Source organism: Arthrobacter oryzae, from assembly GCF_037911235.1.
Classification (GTDB): Bacteria; Actinomycetota; Actinomycetes; order Actinomycetales; family Micrococcaceae; genus Arthrobacter; species Arthrobacter oryzae_E.
This window is the reverse complement of the sequence record NZ_JBBLYW010000065.1, coordinates 297,761-312,640: the sequence shown is the minus strand read 5'-3', so window position 1 is coordinate 312,640 and position 14,880 is coordinate 297,761. Positions and strand designations below refer to the sequence as shown.

11 protein-coding genes are annotated in these 14,880 nt (G+C 61.7%); 9 read left to right on the top strand and 2 right to left on the bottom strand.

What is annotated here, in order from left to right:
• The first annotated feature begins 504 nt into the window (after positions 1-504).
• From WMN78_RS18405 to WMN78_RS18375, 7 genes are all read left to right on the top strand, one after another.
• Positions 505-1,482, top strand: a complete 978-nt coding sequence (locus WMN78_RS18405; protein WP_340535179.1) for a glycosyltransferase family 2 protein — start codon at positions 505-507, stop codon at positions 1,480-1,482.
• A gap of 1 nt (position 1,483) precedes the next feature.
• Complete coding sequence (locus WMN78_RS18400; RefSeq protein ID WP_340535178.1) at positions 1,484-2,464, top strand: glycosyltransferase family 2 protein; 981 nt, start codon at positions 1,484-1,486, stop codon at positions 2,462-2,464.
• Between the two features lie 25 nt (positions 2,465-2,489).
• Entirely contained in the window at positions 2,490-3,785 is a 1,296-nt protein-coding gene (locus WMN78_RS18395) for a glycosyltransferase family 2 protein (protein WP_340535177.1), read from the top strand.
• Positions 3,782-4,705 (top strand): beta-1,6-N-acetylglucosaminyltransferase, encoded by a 924-nt coding sequence (locus WMN78_RS18390; protein WP_340535176.1) that lies wholly within the window; start codon positions 3,782-3,784, stop codon positions 4,703-4,705. The genes WMN78_RS18395 and WMN78_RS18390 overlap by 4 nt, the downstream gene beginning before the upstream one ends.
• A complete protein-coding gene (locus WMN78_RS18385) occupies positions 4,702-6,213 on the top strand; it encodes an oligosaccharide flippase family protein (protein WP_340535175.1) in 1,512 nt (503 codons plus the stop codon). Before WMN78_RS18390 ends, WMN78_RS18385 begins: the two co-directional genes overlap by 4 nt.
• Positions 6,210-8,402 carry a hypothetical protein gene (locus WMN78_RS18380; RefSeq protein WP_340535174.1) on the top strand — a complete coding sequence of 731 codons (2,193 nt, stop codon included), beginning with the start codon at positions 6,210-6,212 and terminating at the stop codon, positions 8,400-8,402. Before WMN78_RS18385 ends, WMN78_RS18380 begins: the two co-directional genes overlap by 4 nt.
• 149 nt (positions 8,403-8,551) lie before the next feature.
• Positions 8,552-9,337 carry a glycoside hydrolase family 16 protein gene (locus WMN78_RS18375; RefSeq protein WP_340535173.1) on the top strand — a complete coding sequence of 262 codons (786 nt, stop codon included), beginning with the start codon at positions 8,552-8,554 and terminating at the stop codon, positions 9,335-9,337.
• 94 nt (positions 9,338-9,431) lie between these two features.
• Here WMN78_RS18375 and WMN78_RS18370 read toward each other — a convergent pair whose 3' ends face one another.
• The gene (locus tag WMN78_RS18370) at positions 9,432-10,442 is read right to left on the bottom strand and encodes a beta-1,6-N-acetylglucosaminyltransferase (protein WP_340535172.1); all 1,011 of its coding nucleotides are present in this window, start codon (positions 10,440-10,442) and stop codon (positions 9,432-9,434) included.
• 503 nt (positions 10,443-10,945) lie between these two features.
• On the opposite strand from WMN78_RS18370, the gene WMN78_RS18365 reads away from it, so the two are divergent.
• Positions 10,946-12,325 carry a glycosyltransferase gene (locus WMN78_RS18365; protein WP_340535171.1) on the top strand — a complete coding sequence of 460 codons (1,380 nt, stop codon included), beginning with the start codon at positions 10,946-10,948 and terminating at the stop codon, positions 12,323-12,325.
• Positions 12,326-12,513: 188 nt separating this feature from the next.
• A complete protein-coding gene (locus WMN78_RS18360) occupies positions 12,514-13,947 on the top strand; it encodes an aldehyde dehydrogenase family protein (RefSeq protein WP_340535170.1) in 1,434 nt (477 codons plus the stop codon).
• Here the strand turns inward: WMN78_RS18360 and WMN78_RS18355 are convergent.
• Positions 13,944-14,864: a LysR family transcriptional regulator gene (locus WMN78_RS18355; protein WP_340535169.1), complete on the bottom strand. Its 921-nt coding sequence runs from the start codon at positions 14,862-14,864 to the stop codon at positions 13,944-13,946. The genes WMN78_RS18360 and WMN78_RS18355 overlap by 4 nt on opposite strands.
• Positions 14,865-14,880 lie beyond the last annotated feature (16 nt).

Here is a 14,880-nt window from a genome sequence, read left to right as displayed (position 1 = left end):
TGCGTCTTCTCCTGCGAGGTTATCGCTCGGAGTCTACAAAGGCATGCCGGCAAAGAGCAAGAGATACTTTTTTCTGGACGCGAAAGGACTAAGGCGGGACTCCGCGACTTTGGCACAACGAACCGTCACAAATATCGCCTCTTGCGTTAAATATTAAATGCTGAATACGGGATTATTACCAACAAATTAACTTTCCTCAGTGGGTGAGCCAACCGGCTTTCGGTGGCAGGTCCAGTGGATGCGCCTCTCACCAACCCAGGGCCGCGGCCGCCTGACGTTTTAGTCGGCCTTGGCATTGGCGCCAGCACGGCTAATCGCCTTTAGATTAGGGCTCGCCGCTCCGTTGCTAAGTCCCCTGCAAGGATGGTTTCCGCAGAGTGGGTCCGCGAGAACCGACCGGTACTTCCGAGTGCGGCCACTCTACTTGTCGCGATAAAACAAGTAGACGCTACTCGTTCCTCCCGATAAAGCTACTCATAGGCTCTACCACTCCGGGCATGGTCGGTGAAAACCAGAAATTTGGGCCGCTCACACATCTCCGGTTATGTGACCAGTGCCGCCTTGGCTTTCGTGAGTTTAGGTATCACGGCACCTCTCCAGATTCCCCATATATGTATTGAAGTGGTGAGGCTTGTGTCTATTCCCAATCATGTTTCGAATTCCTACTCCGTGACTAATGATTCATCAGCAAAGGCTTCAATTAGTGTGGTTATCCCAACACTGAATGAGGCCATGAATTTGCCGTGGGTACTTCGCCGTATGCCCTCATATGTAGACGAGGTTGTGATCGTAGACGGTCGGTCGCACGACCGTACGGTGGATGTTGCCCGGGCTCTTCGTATGGATGTCGTTGTCGTCAACGAGCCGCGCAAGGGGAAAGGAATTGCCGTTCGTTCCGGCTTCTCCGCGGCGTCCGGGGACATCATCGTCATGCTGGATGCGGACGGGAGCATGGACCCCCAGGAGATTGGCTGGTTCCTCTCTCCGCTTCAGCACGACTTCGACTTTGTCAAGGGATCGCGTTACGTCACCGGAGGGGGATCCGAAGACTTGACCTGGTTGCGGAACGTGGGCAACAAGGTCCTCACGGAGCTGGCAAACGCTGCGCTGCGCAGCAACTATTCCGACCTTTGCTACGGGTACATCGCGTTGCGCCGGGAATGCCTGGATGTTCTACAACTGGAGTCAGACGGTTTCGAAATCGAAACGGAGCTGATTGTCCGGGCAGCCAGGGCCGGCCTTCGGATCGCCGAGGTGCCCAGCATCGAACTAGACCGCATCTCGGGCACATCGAACCTTCAGACCTTCCGCGACGGGTGGCGGGTCTTGCGTACTCTTGCACGCGAAAGCACCTGGGAGGCCCCGACGGCCGGCGCCCGGCCTGAAGCCCTCCGGCGCTTGAAATACAGGTACCCCGACGTCCGCTTTTCCCGCACACCTACGGATCCACATTCAGTCCTGGCCATGGCAGAAGGAGCTTAACGTGTCCAATTCCATTCAGTATCCCTCTACCTCAGTCGTCATTTGTTCCTATACCGAGGAGCGCTGGGACCTCCTCCTGAATGTCATCGCCTCCGTCAATGCCCAGACTCTCGCTGCCCGCCAAGTCATCGTGGTGGTTGACCACAACGTGGACCTTTACAAGCGTCTCGTGGCCGCTGTCCGGGACGTGACGCTTGTCGAGAGCACGGGGCCACGAGGCCTCTCGGGGGCTCGTAATACCGGCGTAGGCCTGGCAACCTCGGACATCGTGGCTTTTCTGGACGACGATGCTGTGGCAGCTCCGGACTGGCTTCAACGGCTCACGGCTCTCTATGACGACACTGACGTGCTGGCTGTGGGTGGGCGGGTCGAACCGGTCTGGCAAACCGGGCGCCCGGGCCACTTCGGTGAGGAGCTTGACTGGATAGTCGGGTGTAGCCACCGCGGACTTCCCAGCGTTGCCTCCGAGGTACGAAATGTCATCGGCGCGAACATGTCTTTCCGGCTTAAAGTTCTTCAGCACGTCGGCGGCTTCAACAACGCGCTCGGACGTAAGGGGGCCACACCGCTCGGCTGCGAGGAGACCGAGATCTGCATCCGGGCATCCATGGGGGAACCGGGGGCCCGGATTGTCTACGAACCGGCCGCCCTGGTCCGTCACCATGTTCCGCCACACAGGGGTACTTTCCGGTACATGCTGGGGCGGTCTTGGTCCGAGGGGATCTCGAAAGCCCAGGTCAGCCACGTGGTGGGCCACAAACGGGCATTGGGACCAGAACGGCGCTATGTCCGCAGCGTCTTGCCGCGGGCCGTATTCAGCGCGATAAGCGGCTGGGCCGGGGGATCCGAGCCGCAGGGATTGGCCCGCGCCGGAGCCATCGTCTCCGTGCTGGCCTTTACCGCCGCCGGATACGCACGCGGACGCCAGCTCGCCCATGGCGCGCAGCCGTCACGGGCGATATCACGCCCGCAGCACGTCTGACCGCAGCGACCAAGGGGGGACCGCAATGAATTTGCCTATATCGCAGCCGACGCAGTACTTTGACGCCACGGACCTCGAGGTGGCCCCGGCGATGGACAGCAATTGTCCGCCCGATTGGGCAGGGGCGCGATGGATAGGTTCCATTGATGCCAGTAGTCTCACAGAACACTCCAGGCTGAAACTGCTAGTTTTTGACGGGTACGAACGCGCCAGGTTGCTGGTACGTGAGGGTACCTCCGTGCGGGGTTTCATAGATGTCGTGGCTCCGGGAGGGCTGGTGGACACCAGCGTTCTTGAGGCTGTTGTCTCGGCCCTTCCAGCTGCCGTGAGCTCAGCTTCTTCTGCATCGACGCCGTTCATTACGGTGGTTGTGTGTACGAGGGATCGGGCGTCACACCTTCGGGGGTCTCTTGCCGCCATACTGCGGCTCGACTACCCAAGCTTCGATGTTCTCGTGATCGACAATGCCGCCAAGACGACCGAGACTGAGGACGTCGTGCGTGCCGAGTTTGGCGACCCGCGCGTGAGGTTGATCGCCGAGCCTGTCCCGGGGCTGTCCCGGGCACGCAACACGGGGCTTCGCCACGCACGCGGTGAAATTGTCGCGTTCACTGACGACGATACCGTGGTTGACCCGGCTTGGCTGAGGGAGATCGCCGCGGGCTTTGACCGTGCCTCGGACGTCGCCTGCGTCACGGGGCTGGTCCCCGGTGGTGAACTGCGCTCGCGCTTCCAGGGGTTTTTCGAGGACCGGGTCAGTTGGTCCAGGGTAGTCGAGCCAAAGATCTTCACGCTCGCAGAGCCGCCGGCAGACCTGCCAACATTTCCATTCTGCGTCGGTGAATTCGGGACGGGCGCCAATTTCGCCCTAAACCGCCGAATCGCCCTCAGTATGGGCGCCTTTGATACCGCCTTCGGCGTGGGGACGCGCACCGGTGGCGCCGAAGACCTGGACATGTTCACCAGGGTGATTCTCGACGGGTACTCACTCGTCGTCCAGCCCTCAGCGATTGTCTGGCACCGCCACCGTGATGACCTGGACACGTTGCGGCTTCAGGCGCGCGGGTACGGCACTGCGCTTGGTGCATGGATAACGAAAGTTCTCTTGAACCCTCGAACTGCCCGCCTCGCTCTTGCCCGAAGCCCTCGCGCGTTGCGAATCCTTTTCGGGAAAGCCGCGCGCCCGAGCGGGTCGTCAGTGCTGCCGCAGGAGCGGGATCCCCAGATCGCGGAGGTTTTGCGCATTGAAATGGCATCGGTTGCGCGCGGACCGCTCAAATACTTCCTCCAACGCCTATCAGGTGAAGGAGTGATCAGGTGAACGCCGCTTCCCTCCTGACGCCGCGACTTGCATGTGTGATCCTTGCCCATGCCGATCCGGTGCACTTGCATCGGTTGATCGAGGCCCTCGAACCCTTCCCGGTCTTTCTTCACGTCGATGCCAGAACGCCCGATACCACTTTTGCCGCCATGACCGCCGATCTGCCTGAGCGCTGTACCGTCCTAGGGCGAACTACCACCGCCTGGGCTCGATGGGGCCTGGTCGGGGCCGAACTCGACGGGTATCGGGCAGCGCTCGAAACGTCGGACGCAACACATTTTGCGCTTTTGAGTGGCTCTGATTATCCGTTGGCCCCCGCAAAGGAAATTGTCGATCTTCTCGAAAGGCACCCTGGTCATTCATTTGCCAAAGTGCACGAGTTGCCTTACGAGCAGTGGGGCCGGAGCGGCGGCCTTGCCCGCTTTCGGTATAGGCACTGGGGCATAGGCAAACGGATGCTGCGCCTTCCCATTCCGAGACGCCTGCCCCGGGACATCGTCCTCACCGGCGGACCGCAAATGAAAATACTTGCACGTGACCATGCAAGAGCCGTAGTCGAGGTCGCAGATGAGCACCATGAGCTCATTCGTTTTTGGCGGCGGACGTGGGTGCCCGATGAGACCTTTGTCTACTCGATACTTAACTCACCGCGATTTGTGCCGGGTTGGAAGGCGCAGTTGGTGCCGTCGAACCTATGGCTGATTGCCTGGGACGGCCTTCGCCGCAAGAGCCCGCCCTGGCTGGATACGGTTCACACGGACGTGTTGTTGAACCGGGAGAAGTACTCAGACCCCAATATGCCGCATCTCTTTGCGAGGAAATTCTGTTCCGAGCTCAGCACGCCGGTCCTTGACGCGATCGACGCTCACGTCTCTCTGCATTCGCATTCAATTGGCCCGGAGGAGGTGCTCCACAGATGAGGATGTTTAGCCGGGAGAGCAAACGTGACACGGAAGACCCGGAAGCTTCGAAGCTTTTTGGGCGAGGATTGCTTTATGTCGTGGTGTGGTCGTTCCAGCTCATCGCGGGAGTCATCGTGTCGCCGGTCCTCGCACATATGCTGCCGCCGGCCGACTTCGGAGCGCTTGCGACTGGCATAGCCCTCCACCAGCTGATCAGTATTCTCGCCTTGCTGGGGATCGATAGGGCACTGGTGCTCCAACGAGCAGAGGACGGGACCGACCACGCATCCCGGGGTCTTATAACTGTATCCATCCTCATTGCTGCACTAGTCACTCTCACCTTGGGTGCGACCGCTCAACTCTGGGGGTCCGCCCTCGGATTCAGCGCAAATCCCGATCTCTTACTCCCGGTCCTTCTCTGGACTGTCCCCGCGGCCGCGATCCAAGTGATGCTGTCGCTGTTGCTATCGGAGGATCGTTTCCGCGCCTTCGCGACTCTGAGTATTATGTCCGCAACTGGAGGACCCATCGTCGGCCTCGTCCTACTGGTTACGGTCCACAAAGATCCCGCGACCTACGCCTGGGGCGGGGTTGCAAGCCAATTGGTGGCAACGGTCCTCGGCATGGCCCTCACGCGGCCATCCATCCGGGGACTGTTCAACTGGTCCGTCATTGAGCGGGCAGTCAGGCTCGGCTTTCCCCTCGCGATGGGTGGACTTGCTATCTTCCTGCTCAGCGCAGGTGACCGCATCATTATTCAGGCGCTCTTGGGAGCGGAAGAAGCCGGCCGCTACCAAGTGGCCTACATCGTGGGCTCCGCCGTGATTCTCCTCCTCTCTGCCACGAGCGGCGCATGGGCGCCGCGCTTCGCCGCTGTTCGCGACGAAGAAAAGCGTACGGAGCTGGCAGCACACTCGCGTGACGAACTGTACCGGGTGCTGATGCCGGTGGTTTTGGGCCTAACCCTGGCTGCCCCCGTCGCCCTCAGGGTCGTGGCACCTCCGAGCTTTAGACCCGAATCCCTCACGATAGTCGTCTTGCTAGTCGCGTTGTCAGCTTTCCCGGTCGCGGCCAGCGGCGCTACCGGCCAACTGCTGTTCACGCAGCGGAGGGGCAACGTCATTGGTATAGTCACGGCCGCCGCCGCCGCCGCTAACGTCATCCTCAACTTCGTGCTGGTGCCGCTCCTTGGAATCATGGGGGCGGCGGTGGCAACCGTTTTCGCATATTTATTATTGGCGAAACTGCAGCGGATGGCGCTTCCGGCGCAAATGATCCTGAAGGGGTCACCGGGCCGCCTTGTTACCAGCGTGGCGGCCGTCATCTCGGCCTCGGGAGGCTCCGTCCTCCTTCCCGAATCCTTCGAATGGAACGTCATTCGCCTCGTCCTGGCTTTGGGGTGCCTGCCGTGGTTCATCAGAGCCCTTGGGCGCGCACGTGCGGGCGGCGACGCCCCTGGAAACCACGCTTCCAAGGTCAGGCACCGCGCCGATCCCCGCGCGCTAAGGAAGGCTTTTTTATCATGAGCACTTTGGCCGAAAAAAGTTCGGTGTCACGCGAGCCGGCGCAACCTATTTACGGGCCGTTTCGGGTCAACGAGCGTGTTCTCTCCGTTTGCGGAGTGATAGCTGCCGCCTGCATTGTGGCTGATATTGGTACCCCAATCATCGCCGCGTTCAATTTCACAGTGTGGTTGATTGTCCCGGGCTGGGTGCTTCTGCGTTGGCTTCCCGTGGCCGACCCCGTTGCCCGCGTGGTCTGGACGGTGCTGACAAGCGTTGTGCTTGCAACTGTACTGGGGCTGATAATGGCCTGGACGGGGTGGTGGCATCCCCGTCCAGTCGCAATGGTCACGCTCGTAGCAGCAGCCGCCCTCATCTTCCGCGCTTCCCGCGATGCAAGGCGAGGTTCCGGCGCTGCGCGGTCGTGGATAGAGTCGGTACGCCAGCGTGGTTTTATCGGCTTGGTTCCGTGGCTGATCCTTTTCTCCGCGGTGCTGATGTGGGGTGCGGCTCTGAGGGCCACCTATGCCGGGCCACTCGGTGACTGGGGTTTGCTTGCGGCGTATCCTCTCGCCTGGTTTGTGGCCGTCGGCCTCGTCTTGGCACAATGCATTTGGGGGGTCGTAAGCCGACGGGCCAGTTCAATGTGGATTATGGGCGCCTCGCTCACGGTCCTAGTGGTAATGCTCTACGCGTCTGCGAGCCTACTCACGAGCGTGCCCCGATTGCCCTGGGTGTACAAACACATTGCAGTGACGGACTTCATCGCCGCCGCGGGTCGCATTGATCCTTCGATCGACATTTATAACAGGTGGCCGGGGTTCTTCGCCGGCAGCGCCTTCATGGGCGAGATCGTGGGATACCATGACGCCGCGGAGTACGCGTCGTGGGCGGAGGTCGGCTTCGCCCTGATCGATGTGCTTATCGTGCTGGCCATCGCCCGAGCAATCTCAAGAAACCCGCGGGTGTACTGGATGGCCGCGCTCGTATTTGCCCTGACCAACTGGGTGGGCCAGAACTATTTTGCCCCACAAGCATTCGCATTCACGCTGTACCTGACCATGTGCCTCACGGCACTCACATTCCTTCGCGGCACGCCAGTGAAGCACGTCAAGTCCATTGAACGCTGGCCGACGAGTCAGACCCTGCTGGCCGAGGACGTGAGTGGTGGCCCTTCCGGCCATGCCGTACGTATCGTGGCCACCATCGCCATCATTGTGCTTCAAGCGGTCATCGTCGTAAGTCACCAGCTGTCGCCCTATATGGCTGTGCTTGGACTGCTCCCGCTGTTTGTTGGTGGATTCTTCAGGCCCAGATGGGTTGGCCCGCTCCTGCTGGGGATCGCTGTCGCCTACCTTCTTCCCAATCTGGCCTATGTTGAAAGCACTCATGGGTTGTTCACTAATTTGGATCCAGTTGGCAACGCCAGTGCCCAGCTATCGCCCAGTGGTCCCGTCCCCGAGGCAGTACAGTGGCAGGAATTTGGAGTAAGGGTTCTCTCCGGCTTGACTCTCGTACTCGCCTGCATGGGGTTCGTGCGGCAGTTTCTGAAAGGTGACGCGCGGACGGCGCTGCTGGTTGCCTGGCTCGGTCTCGCGCCCGCGTTCACCTTAGTCGGGCAATCGTACGGAGGGGAGGGGCGTCTTCGTGTCTATCTCTTTGCACTGCCGTGGTTAGCCATCGGTGTAGCTTGGCTCTTTGGGTCGGGGCCACTCCGTACGCGTAAAGCGGTTCTCGGGGCGAGCGCGTCGCTCTTGGCGATGGCTCTGCTCTTCACGGCGACCTATTTCCAGGCTGAATCGAGATATCGAGTTCCAGAGGGTGATGTGATTGCGGCTCAATGGCTGGACTCAAGAGTAGAAAACGCTGACCTGGTCGTCCTGTCAGCCGGCGCTTTCCCTGGCTTAATCGGTCCAAACTATCCCTACTACCTCCGGGCCGGAAAACTGAACACCCTGGAGGGGCTGCTGGGGTATTTTCAGGACACCGTAACCGCCGGCGACGTCGAATATAGCATCCGCAGCGTAGGGAACACCGGTGAAATTTACGTGGTTTTCTCGGACGGACAAGAGCAGTATGTAGTCCAGTCGGGATTGGCTGAAGCGACCGTTCTGCCCAGGATTGAAAGTCAATTGGCTACAACGGGCATCACGGAGAAGGTCTTCGACAACGGGTCTTCCCGCATCTATCAGTTCGTGAATACAGGCATGTGATCCACGCCCTGCGTCCCCGAATGACCTGCGATCCTGACGGCCGCTGTCTTCGCGGTGCCGAGAGTCCGACCAGTTGAACAACTGGTTGCAAGTTGAGCGAGGGGCTAGTGTCAGGAGAGTCAGTCATGGTCCGCAGGAACTCAAACTTTATGGCCGTAGTAGCAATCTGTGCGATCGGAACGGCCCTCATGGCCGCCTCGGACGAGCCGACAACAAGTATGCCGACCGGTGACCTGCCTGGGTGGAAGCAGACATTCGCGCAGGACTTCAACACCCCCGCCGGGCTAGGTGAAATAGCCCGCGTTTATGGTGAAGACATTCGCGGCTATTCCGGTTTCCTGGACACATCGGGCAACGGTACCTACACGCCAGATTCGGTTCTCACCGTATCTGCGGGCAAACTCGACTATTTCCTCCATACCGCCGGGGGTGAACCGAGAGTGGCAAGCACGGTCCCTTTCGGCTACAAGGGACAGACATACGGTCGCTTTTCCATCCGGTTTCGATCCGACCCCCTGCCCGGCTACAAAATTGCCTTCATGCTCTGGCCATCCAGCGGAAATTGGAACGAAGGAGAGATTGACTGGCCGGAGGGCGGACTAAACGGGCAGATGTTTCCAGCCTCTGCCATCAAGGGGTCCTACGATGACGGTGCGATGACGTTCGACCCCCCGACCCATGCCTACTCGCCGACTGACTCCTCGGACTGGCACGTGGCAACAACGGAATGGACTCCAGGGAAAGTCAAATGGTTCTGGGACGGCGTGCTTGTTGGCGAAACCACAGTTGCGTCCGGGGTCCCCGCCACCAATTTCCGGTGGACCTTGCAAGCCGAGACCGAGATCGGTGAAGGCGCCACCGTACCGAATCCCCGGACTGCAGGACACCTCCAGATCGATTGGGCTGTTCAGTACGCCTACACGCCGACGGGTTAGCGAGAGTTGGGGTGAATCGGTTGAGTGAGCCCCGGGGCCAGTTCTCAGCCTATGAAACCTGCACCGCCTGGGATCAGGACGGACTGGTGCCGCTTCATACTTTCTCCTCAGTGTCATTCATGATGATGGGGTCCAACTGGTCCAACACATCGGTGTCCTGCGCGCCGAACTTTCTGGCAAACACCGCGCCGGAGGAAGTCAGGTAGTCCAAATCTGCAGACGTGAAGACATCCGGTCGGCCGGATTGTGCGTCCGACCATCGGATGGCGTGCAGTGCGGAATTCTCCACGACGATTTTCTGATCATTAAAAAGGATCGTGGCCGTAGCCGATTCCAAGGGAATCACGGTGCGACTGTAGTAGCGCGCGAACCCCGGGTGCTGGTCGATGTAATCCACAACGTGCTGCATCGCGTTCTTCGAAAGCGCGAACCAACAGTCGTTGTACCAGCAAGGAAAGCTGTGCGAGAAGGGAGACCTCCATTGCCTGATGCCAATTCGCGCTGGGAGTGCCAGGACGGCAGGCGTCGTGTATATCGAGAGCCAGCGCTGATATCTCGTTAGGACCGTGATGAATTGGCCGCGGCGGTGAGCGATCCGGGCCTGCCACTTTGCGGGCAGGCGCCGTTCGATTCCGAGATTAGGCACGGAATAATATTTGTACCTGTACCGAATGTCGCATTCGTGGCGGAGATGGGCGTCTGCTATTTCTTCGATACGCTGCCCCCTTATAACGGCGTCGGCCCCGCTCGCTGCCAGCCGTAGGCGCAAGTCACGTAGCGGAGCAACAGGATAGTCCTGCTCTGACAGCAGCATCACCCAGTCGACGTCCAGGTTTTTCAGGATCCACCTGAATACCCGCCAGCGGGCGGCTTCAAGGGTCATGTCGCCCCAAATAATGGGCTCCTCGCTGGTGAGGAAATGTACGTGGGGAATGTCGTCAAACAACGAAGGGTCCAGTGGCCGCTGGAAGGAGTCATGATGGATAACCACCGGTGACGCCGGCTCCGCTGCACGGAGTGTCTGAACCAGGCGCAACAACTGGTCTCCCGGGCCGTATGACGTGATGAAGTATGCGATCCGAAGATCAGCAGCTGGGGGAGTCACCTGATGTTCCTGTCCCGGTCATACATCGACGCTCTCCGATCGGACGCTTGGCGGATACCCTGGGCCGGGACACCAACGCTTACCGATGCCCTCACTGTCGCGTTCAGGGTCCCGGAGGAGGAACTTGAAACTCGATTCGGAATGGACACAAGTCTCTCCATTTCATTGAATTTTATGGATTCTGGAGGCATGATTCTGCGCCGGCAAGGATGATGAGGCGGCACTGGAAACTACTCGCACGCGTGGCTGTTCCCATTCTTGTGCCTGACTTTGCCACGAGTTACTCAGCCTATGATCGAGCCCAACGGGTGTAACGAGTAGCTCCTACTTGTTTTAACTACCGGAGCGTCACGGCCTCACTCGCCGCCACCGGGGTCATCAGGAACGACATCCTGATGAAACAAGATGTTATTTTCCCAAGTGTTACAGAACCGGCAGCCATCGGGTACGGTCAGGAACAAATGCAGCCCCAAACGATTCGTTCTTCCAGCCTAGGAGAATCATTGAAAGGCACCGCGAAGGTAGAACCCTGTCCGACTAAGGTGCTGGTGGTCGATCTCGACCAGCCGCTGCCCGAATTCACGGGCGACGATCGGTATCAGTCGGCGATGGTCGTCGGCACCAGGGACGGCGTCCCTCGCGGCGCTGTCGACGTGGACCTCGGACCGACCGCGCCCGCATTCTCCGACCAACTGGCCCCCCTTTTCACCGCGGCGGTCGGTGACTTGGCGGCAGTGGCAGTACCCGACGCAGATCTGCCCAGCATCACAGTGGTTGTTCCCACCATCGTCGGGCGCAGCGAGGACCTGCAGCTGCTGCTGGATGGTTTTGCGCTCGTCGATTACCCGGATGTCGAGTTCCTCCTGGTTGACAACCGCCGGACGCTCCCCGAAGACGATCCCCTCCCAGACCTGATCGCTGGCCGCAGCCGGATCCGAGTGGTCCGGGAGCTCCGGCCGGGAATCTCTGCTGCCCGGAACGCCGGAATCACTGCGGCCTCCGGTGATGTCATAGCGTTCACGGACGATGACGTCCTGGTGGAGCCGGAATGGCTGCGTGCCATCGGGAGTCGGTTCGCCACTGATCCCACGCTGGACGCCGTCACCGGTCTCGTCCTGCCGACCGAGATGGAGACCTCGGCGCAGATCTGGTACGAGCGGTACTACGGTGGATTCAGTGGTGAGCGCTCGTTCGCCCCGCTGACGCTGAGGGCCGCGCTTGGCCCGAAATGCTTGCGCGGGTCTCGGGTCATCGTCCGCGACGCGGCGGGCAGCGATGTGCGGGAGTTTGCTGTTTACGGCTTGGGAGCCTACGGCGCCGGCGCTAACATGTCGTTCCGCCGATCGACGCTACTGAAGCTCGGCAGCTTCGATCTGGCCCTGGGAACCGGCACCCCGGCCCGCGGCGGAGAGGACCTTGCCATGCTGATCCGGATCCTGTGGACCGGCGGCGCGATCGGATACGAACCGGCGGCAGTCGCCCGCCATCGGCACCGCCGCGAGGTCGAAGAGCTGCTGCATCAGCTGCGCGGCAACGGGTTGGGCTTCACCGCAATGCTCACCTCGCTGATCCTGGCCGACCGGCGGCATCTGCTGGGGCTGGGATCGCAATTGCCGCTCGCCGGCTGGCGGATGCTCCGGCAGAGCCTCGCGAGGATCCGCGGACAGAAGGTCGGGGCGGCCGGGACAGCCGGCCACGCGAGTGCCGATTTGTACCCGCGCGGGTTGGTCGTCAATGAGCTTAGCGGCTACCCGAAGGGGCCACTGGCTTATCTGCGCAGCCGCAAGCAGATGAAGGCATGGATTGCACCGGCACCGAAAGTTCCACGGGATCTTGTGCAGAACCTTCACCACGAGACCACGCGCGGACAAGACGATCGATAGCAGCAGCTGACAACAAGCCCCCCAGCTGCGCCAAGACGTGGAGCGGGCCGGCCACTACACGCTGGTCAGCTCGATTGGTGGACCCGCCGGGCGTGGCGGCGCCTCTGGCTGCGCACTGAAGCCAGGCGGCACAACCGAATACCTCTATACCTGACGGATACCAGGCCCGGTGCCGGTACATTGATCGGATGCATACTGCCGCTGCCGCCGTCGCCCGATCCCGAGAACTGTTCGACAGCGGGGTGAGCCGCCCGCTGGCCTGGCGCCTCGAACAGCTGGGCAATCTGCGCAGGATGCTCACCGAACACCGGGAGGATTTTGCCGCTGCCCTGCTCAGCGATCTGGGCAAGCACCGCAGCGAGTCCCAGCTGACCGAGATCGGCTTTGTGACCGCGGAAGTGGCCCACCTGGAGCGGCATCTGGAGGCCTGGCTGAGGCCCCGCCGGGTGGATGTTCCGCTTGCCGTGCAGCCGGCCCGGGCCTGGACCGAGCTGACACCGCTCGGAGTGGTGCTGGTGATCGGCACGTGGAACTACCCGGTGCAGCTGGCCCTCGCTCCGCTTGCCGGAGCCCTTGCGGCCGGAAACACCGTGGTCATCAAGCCGAGCGAGCACGCGCCCGCCACATCAGCGGCCCTTGTCCGCTGGGTGCCGGACTACCTGGGCGGCGCCGCCGAGGTGGTGGCCGGCGGCATCCCGGCGACCACGGCGCTGCTGGCGGAACGGTTCGACCACATCTTCTTCACAGGCGGGCAAAACGCCGCCCGCGTGGTGATGCGGGCGGCAGCCGAACACCTGACGCCGGTGACCCTTGAGCTGGGAGGCAGATGCCCGGCCTACGTCGATGGAACCGCGGACCTGGCCACCACGGCCAGTCGCATTGCGTGGGGCCGGTTCGTGAACGCCGGGCAGACGTGCGTGGCACCGGACTATGTGCTGGGAACGCCAGAGATACTGGACGCCCTCCAACCGCTGATCGTGGACGCCACTACCTCCATGTTCGGCAAGGACCCGGCAGGCAGCGCTTCCTACGGCCGGATCGTTGATGACCGGCACTTCGAGCGGCTGGCAGAACTGGCGGACGGCAGCACCGTGGTCCATGGCGGCCAGCGGGATTCCGAAAGCCGGTACTTCGCACCAACCCTGCTGCGGCCGGCGTCCGGAGATGCCGTCCTGGATGAAGAAATCTTCGGCCCGTTGCTCCCGCTGGTCCCCGTATCCGGACCGGACGAAGCGATCCGGATGATCAACGCAGGCGGCAAGCCCCTGGCTGTGTATGTCTTCAGTGCAGACGACGGCGTCCGCGGATCCTTTGCGGCGGAGACCTCCTCAGGGGCCCTCGCGTACGGAGCGCCGGCGGCGCACGTCTCCGTCCCGGGCCTCCCGTTCGGCGGGGTTGGCGGCAGCGGCATGGGGGCTTACCACGGCGAACATTCAGTGCGGACGTTTTCGCACGAACGGGCCAGCCTGGACAAACCGATGCGGCCTGACACCCTCCGCCTGGCCTATCCTCCGTACGGAACGGCGAAGGACGGCCTGGTGGCCGCCCTCCTGTCGTTTGCCGGGCGGGCGCCTGGCCGTTCCAAAGCCCGCCGCCGCAAGGCCCGACCCGAAGCCAGCTAATTCTTGCGGGTGGTACCCAGGCTGTGGAGCGTGTCGGCCAGGAGCTCCACGAACAGTTGAACCTGTGCCGTCTGCTTGTCATTGATCAGCAGGGCGAACACGTTCCTGGCAAGCCTGATCTCCGGAACATCAAGGACCACCACGCCGGCAGGACGGTGCCGCAGGGCCAGTTCGGGAACCAGCGCGGCGCCAAGCCCCGCCGCGGCCATTTCGAGGCTCGCGTGGAAGTCGTCGCTGTACGCCACCACCCGCGGGTGGAGGTTGCAGCTGGCGAACAGCCGCTCAATAACCGTTGCGTCGCTGGTGCCCGGGTGATGGACGATCCAGGGCATGTCGGAGAGGTGGTCCGCCGCCACTTTGGCTTCGGCGCGGAAACCCCAGGCCGCCGGCAGCACCACGCGGAATTCGTCGTCGCCGATCCATTGCCGGTTGACGGTGTGGGGCCAGGCCAGACCGGACTGGCCCACCTGGTAGACCAGGGCCACATCGAGTTCGCCGCCGGTGCGGAGCCCCTGAATGGTCTGGGACGGCTCCGCCACGGACACCCTGAGGTCGATGCCCAGTTCTTTCCACTTCGGGTTCTGCAGGATCCGGGGCAGCACATACGTGGCCAGGCTGGGAAAGATGCCCAGCCTGAGCTCCTGGTGCGTGGCGTTGTGCGTCCGGGAGGCCGCGGCCATCAGGGCCTCGATGTCCGTGAGGACCTTGGCGGCATGCCGGGTCATCACCAGGGCGGCTTCAGTGGGCTGGATGCTCCGGGCCGAGCGCTGGAAGAGATCCACGCCGGTGTCCCGCTCCAGCGCGGACATCTGCTGGGAAACGGCGGAGGCCGTATAGCCCAGCCGGTTGGCGGCCGCGGCGAATGAGCCCAAACGGGTGACTTCCACGAGCGTCCGCAGATGAACAGGGTTGATCAATGGTTGCCCTTCGCCT

What these genes read in the sequence shown, in the direction of transcription:
- WMN78_RS18395 (WP_340535177.1), top strand. Translation starts at nt 2,490, where the DNA reads ATGAATTTGCCTATATCGCAGCCGACGCAGTACTTTGACGCCACGGAC.
- WMN78_RS18385 (WP_340535175.1), top strand. Translation starts at nt 4,702, where the DNA reads ATGAGGATGTTTAGCCGGGAGAGCAAACGTGACACGGAAGACCCGGAA.
- WMN78_RS18380 (WP_340535174.1), top strand. Translation starts at nt 6,210, where the DNA reads ATGAGCACTTTGGCCGAAAAAAGTTCGGTGTCACGCGAGCCGGCGCAA.
- WMN78_RS18375 (WP_340535173.1), top strand. Translation starts at nt 8,552, where the DNA reads ATGGCCGTAGTAGCAATCTGTGCGATCGGAACGGCCCTCATGGCCGCC.
- WMN78_RS18360 (WP_340535170.1), top strand. Translation starts at nt 12,514, where the DNA reads ATGCATACTGCCGCTGCCGCCGTCGCCCGATCCCGAGAACTGTTCGAC.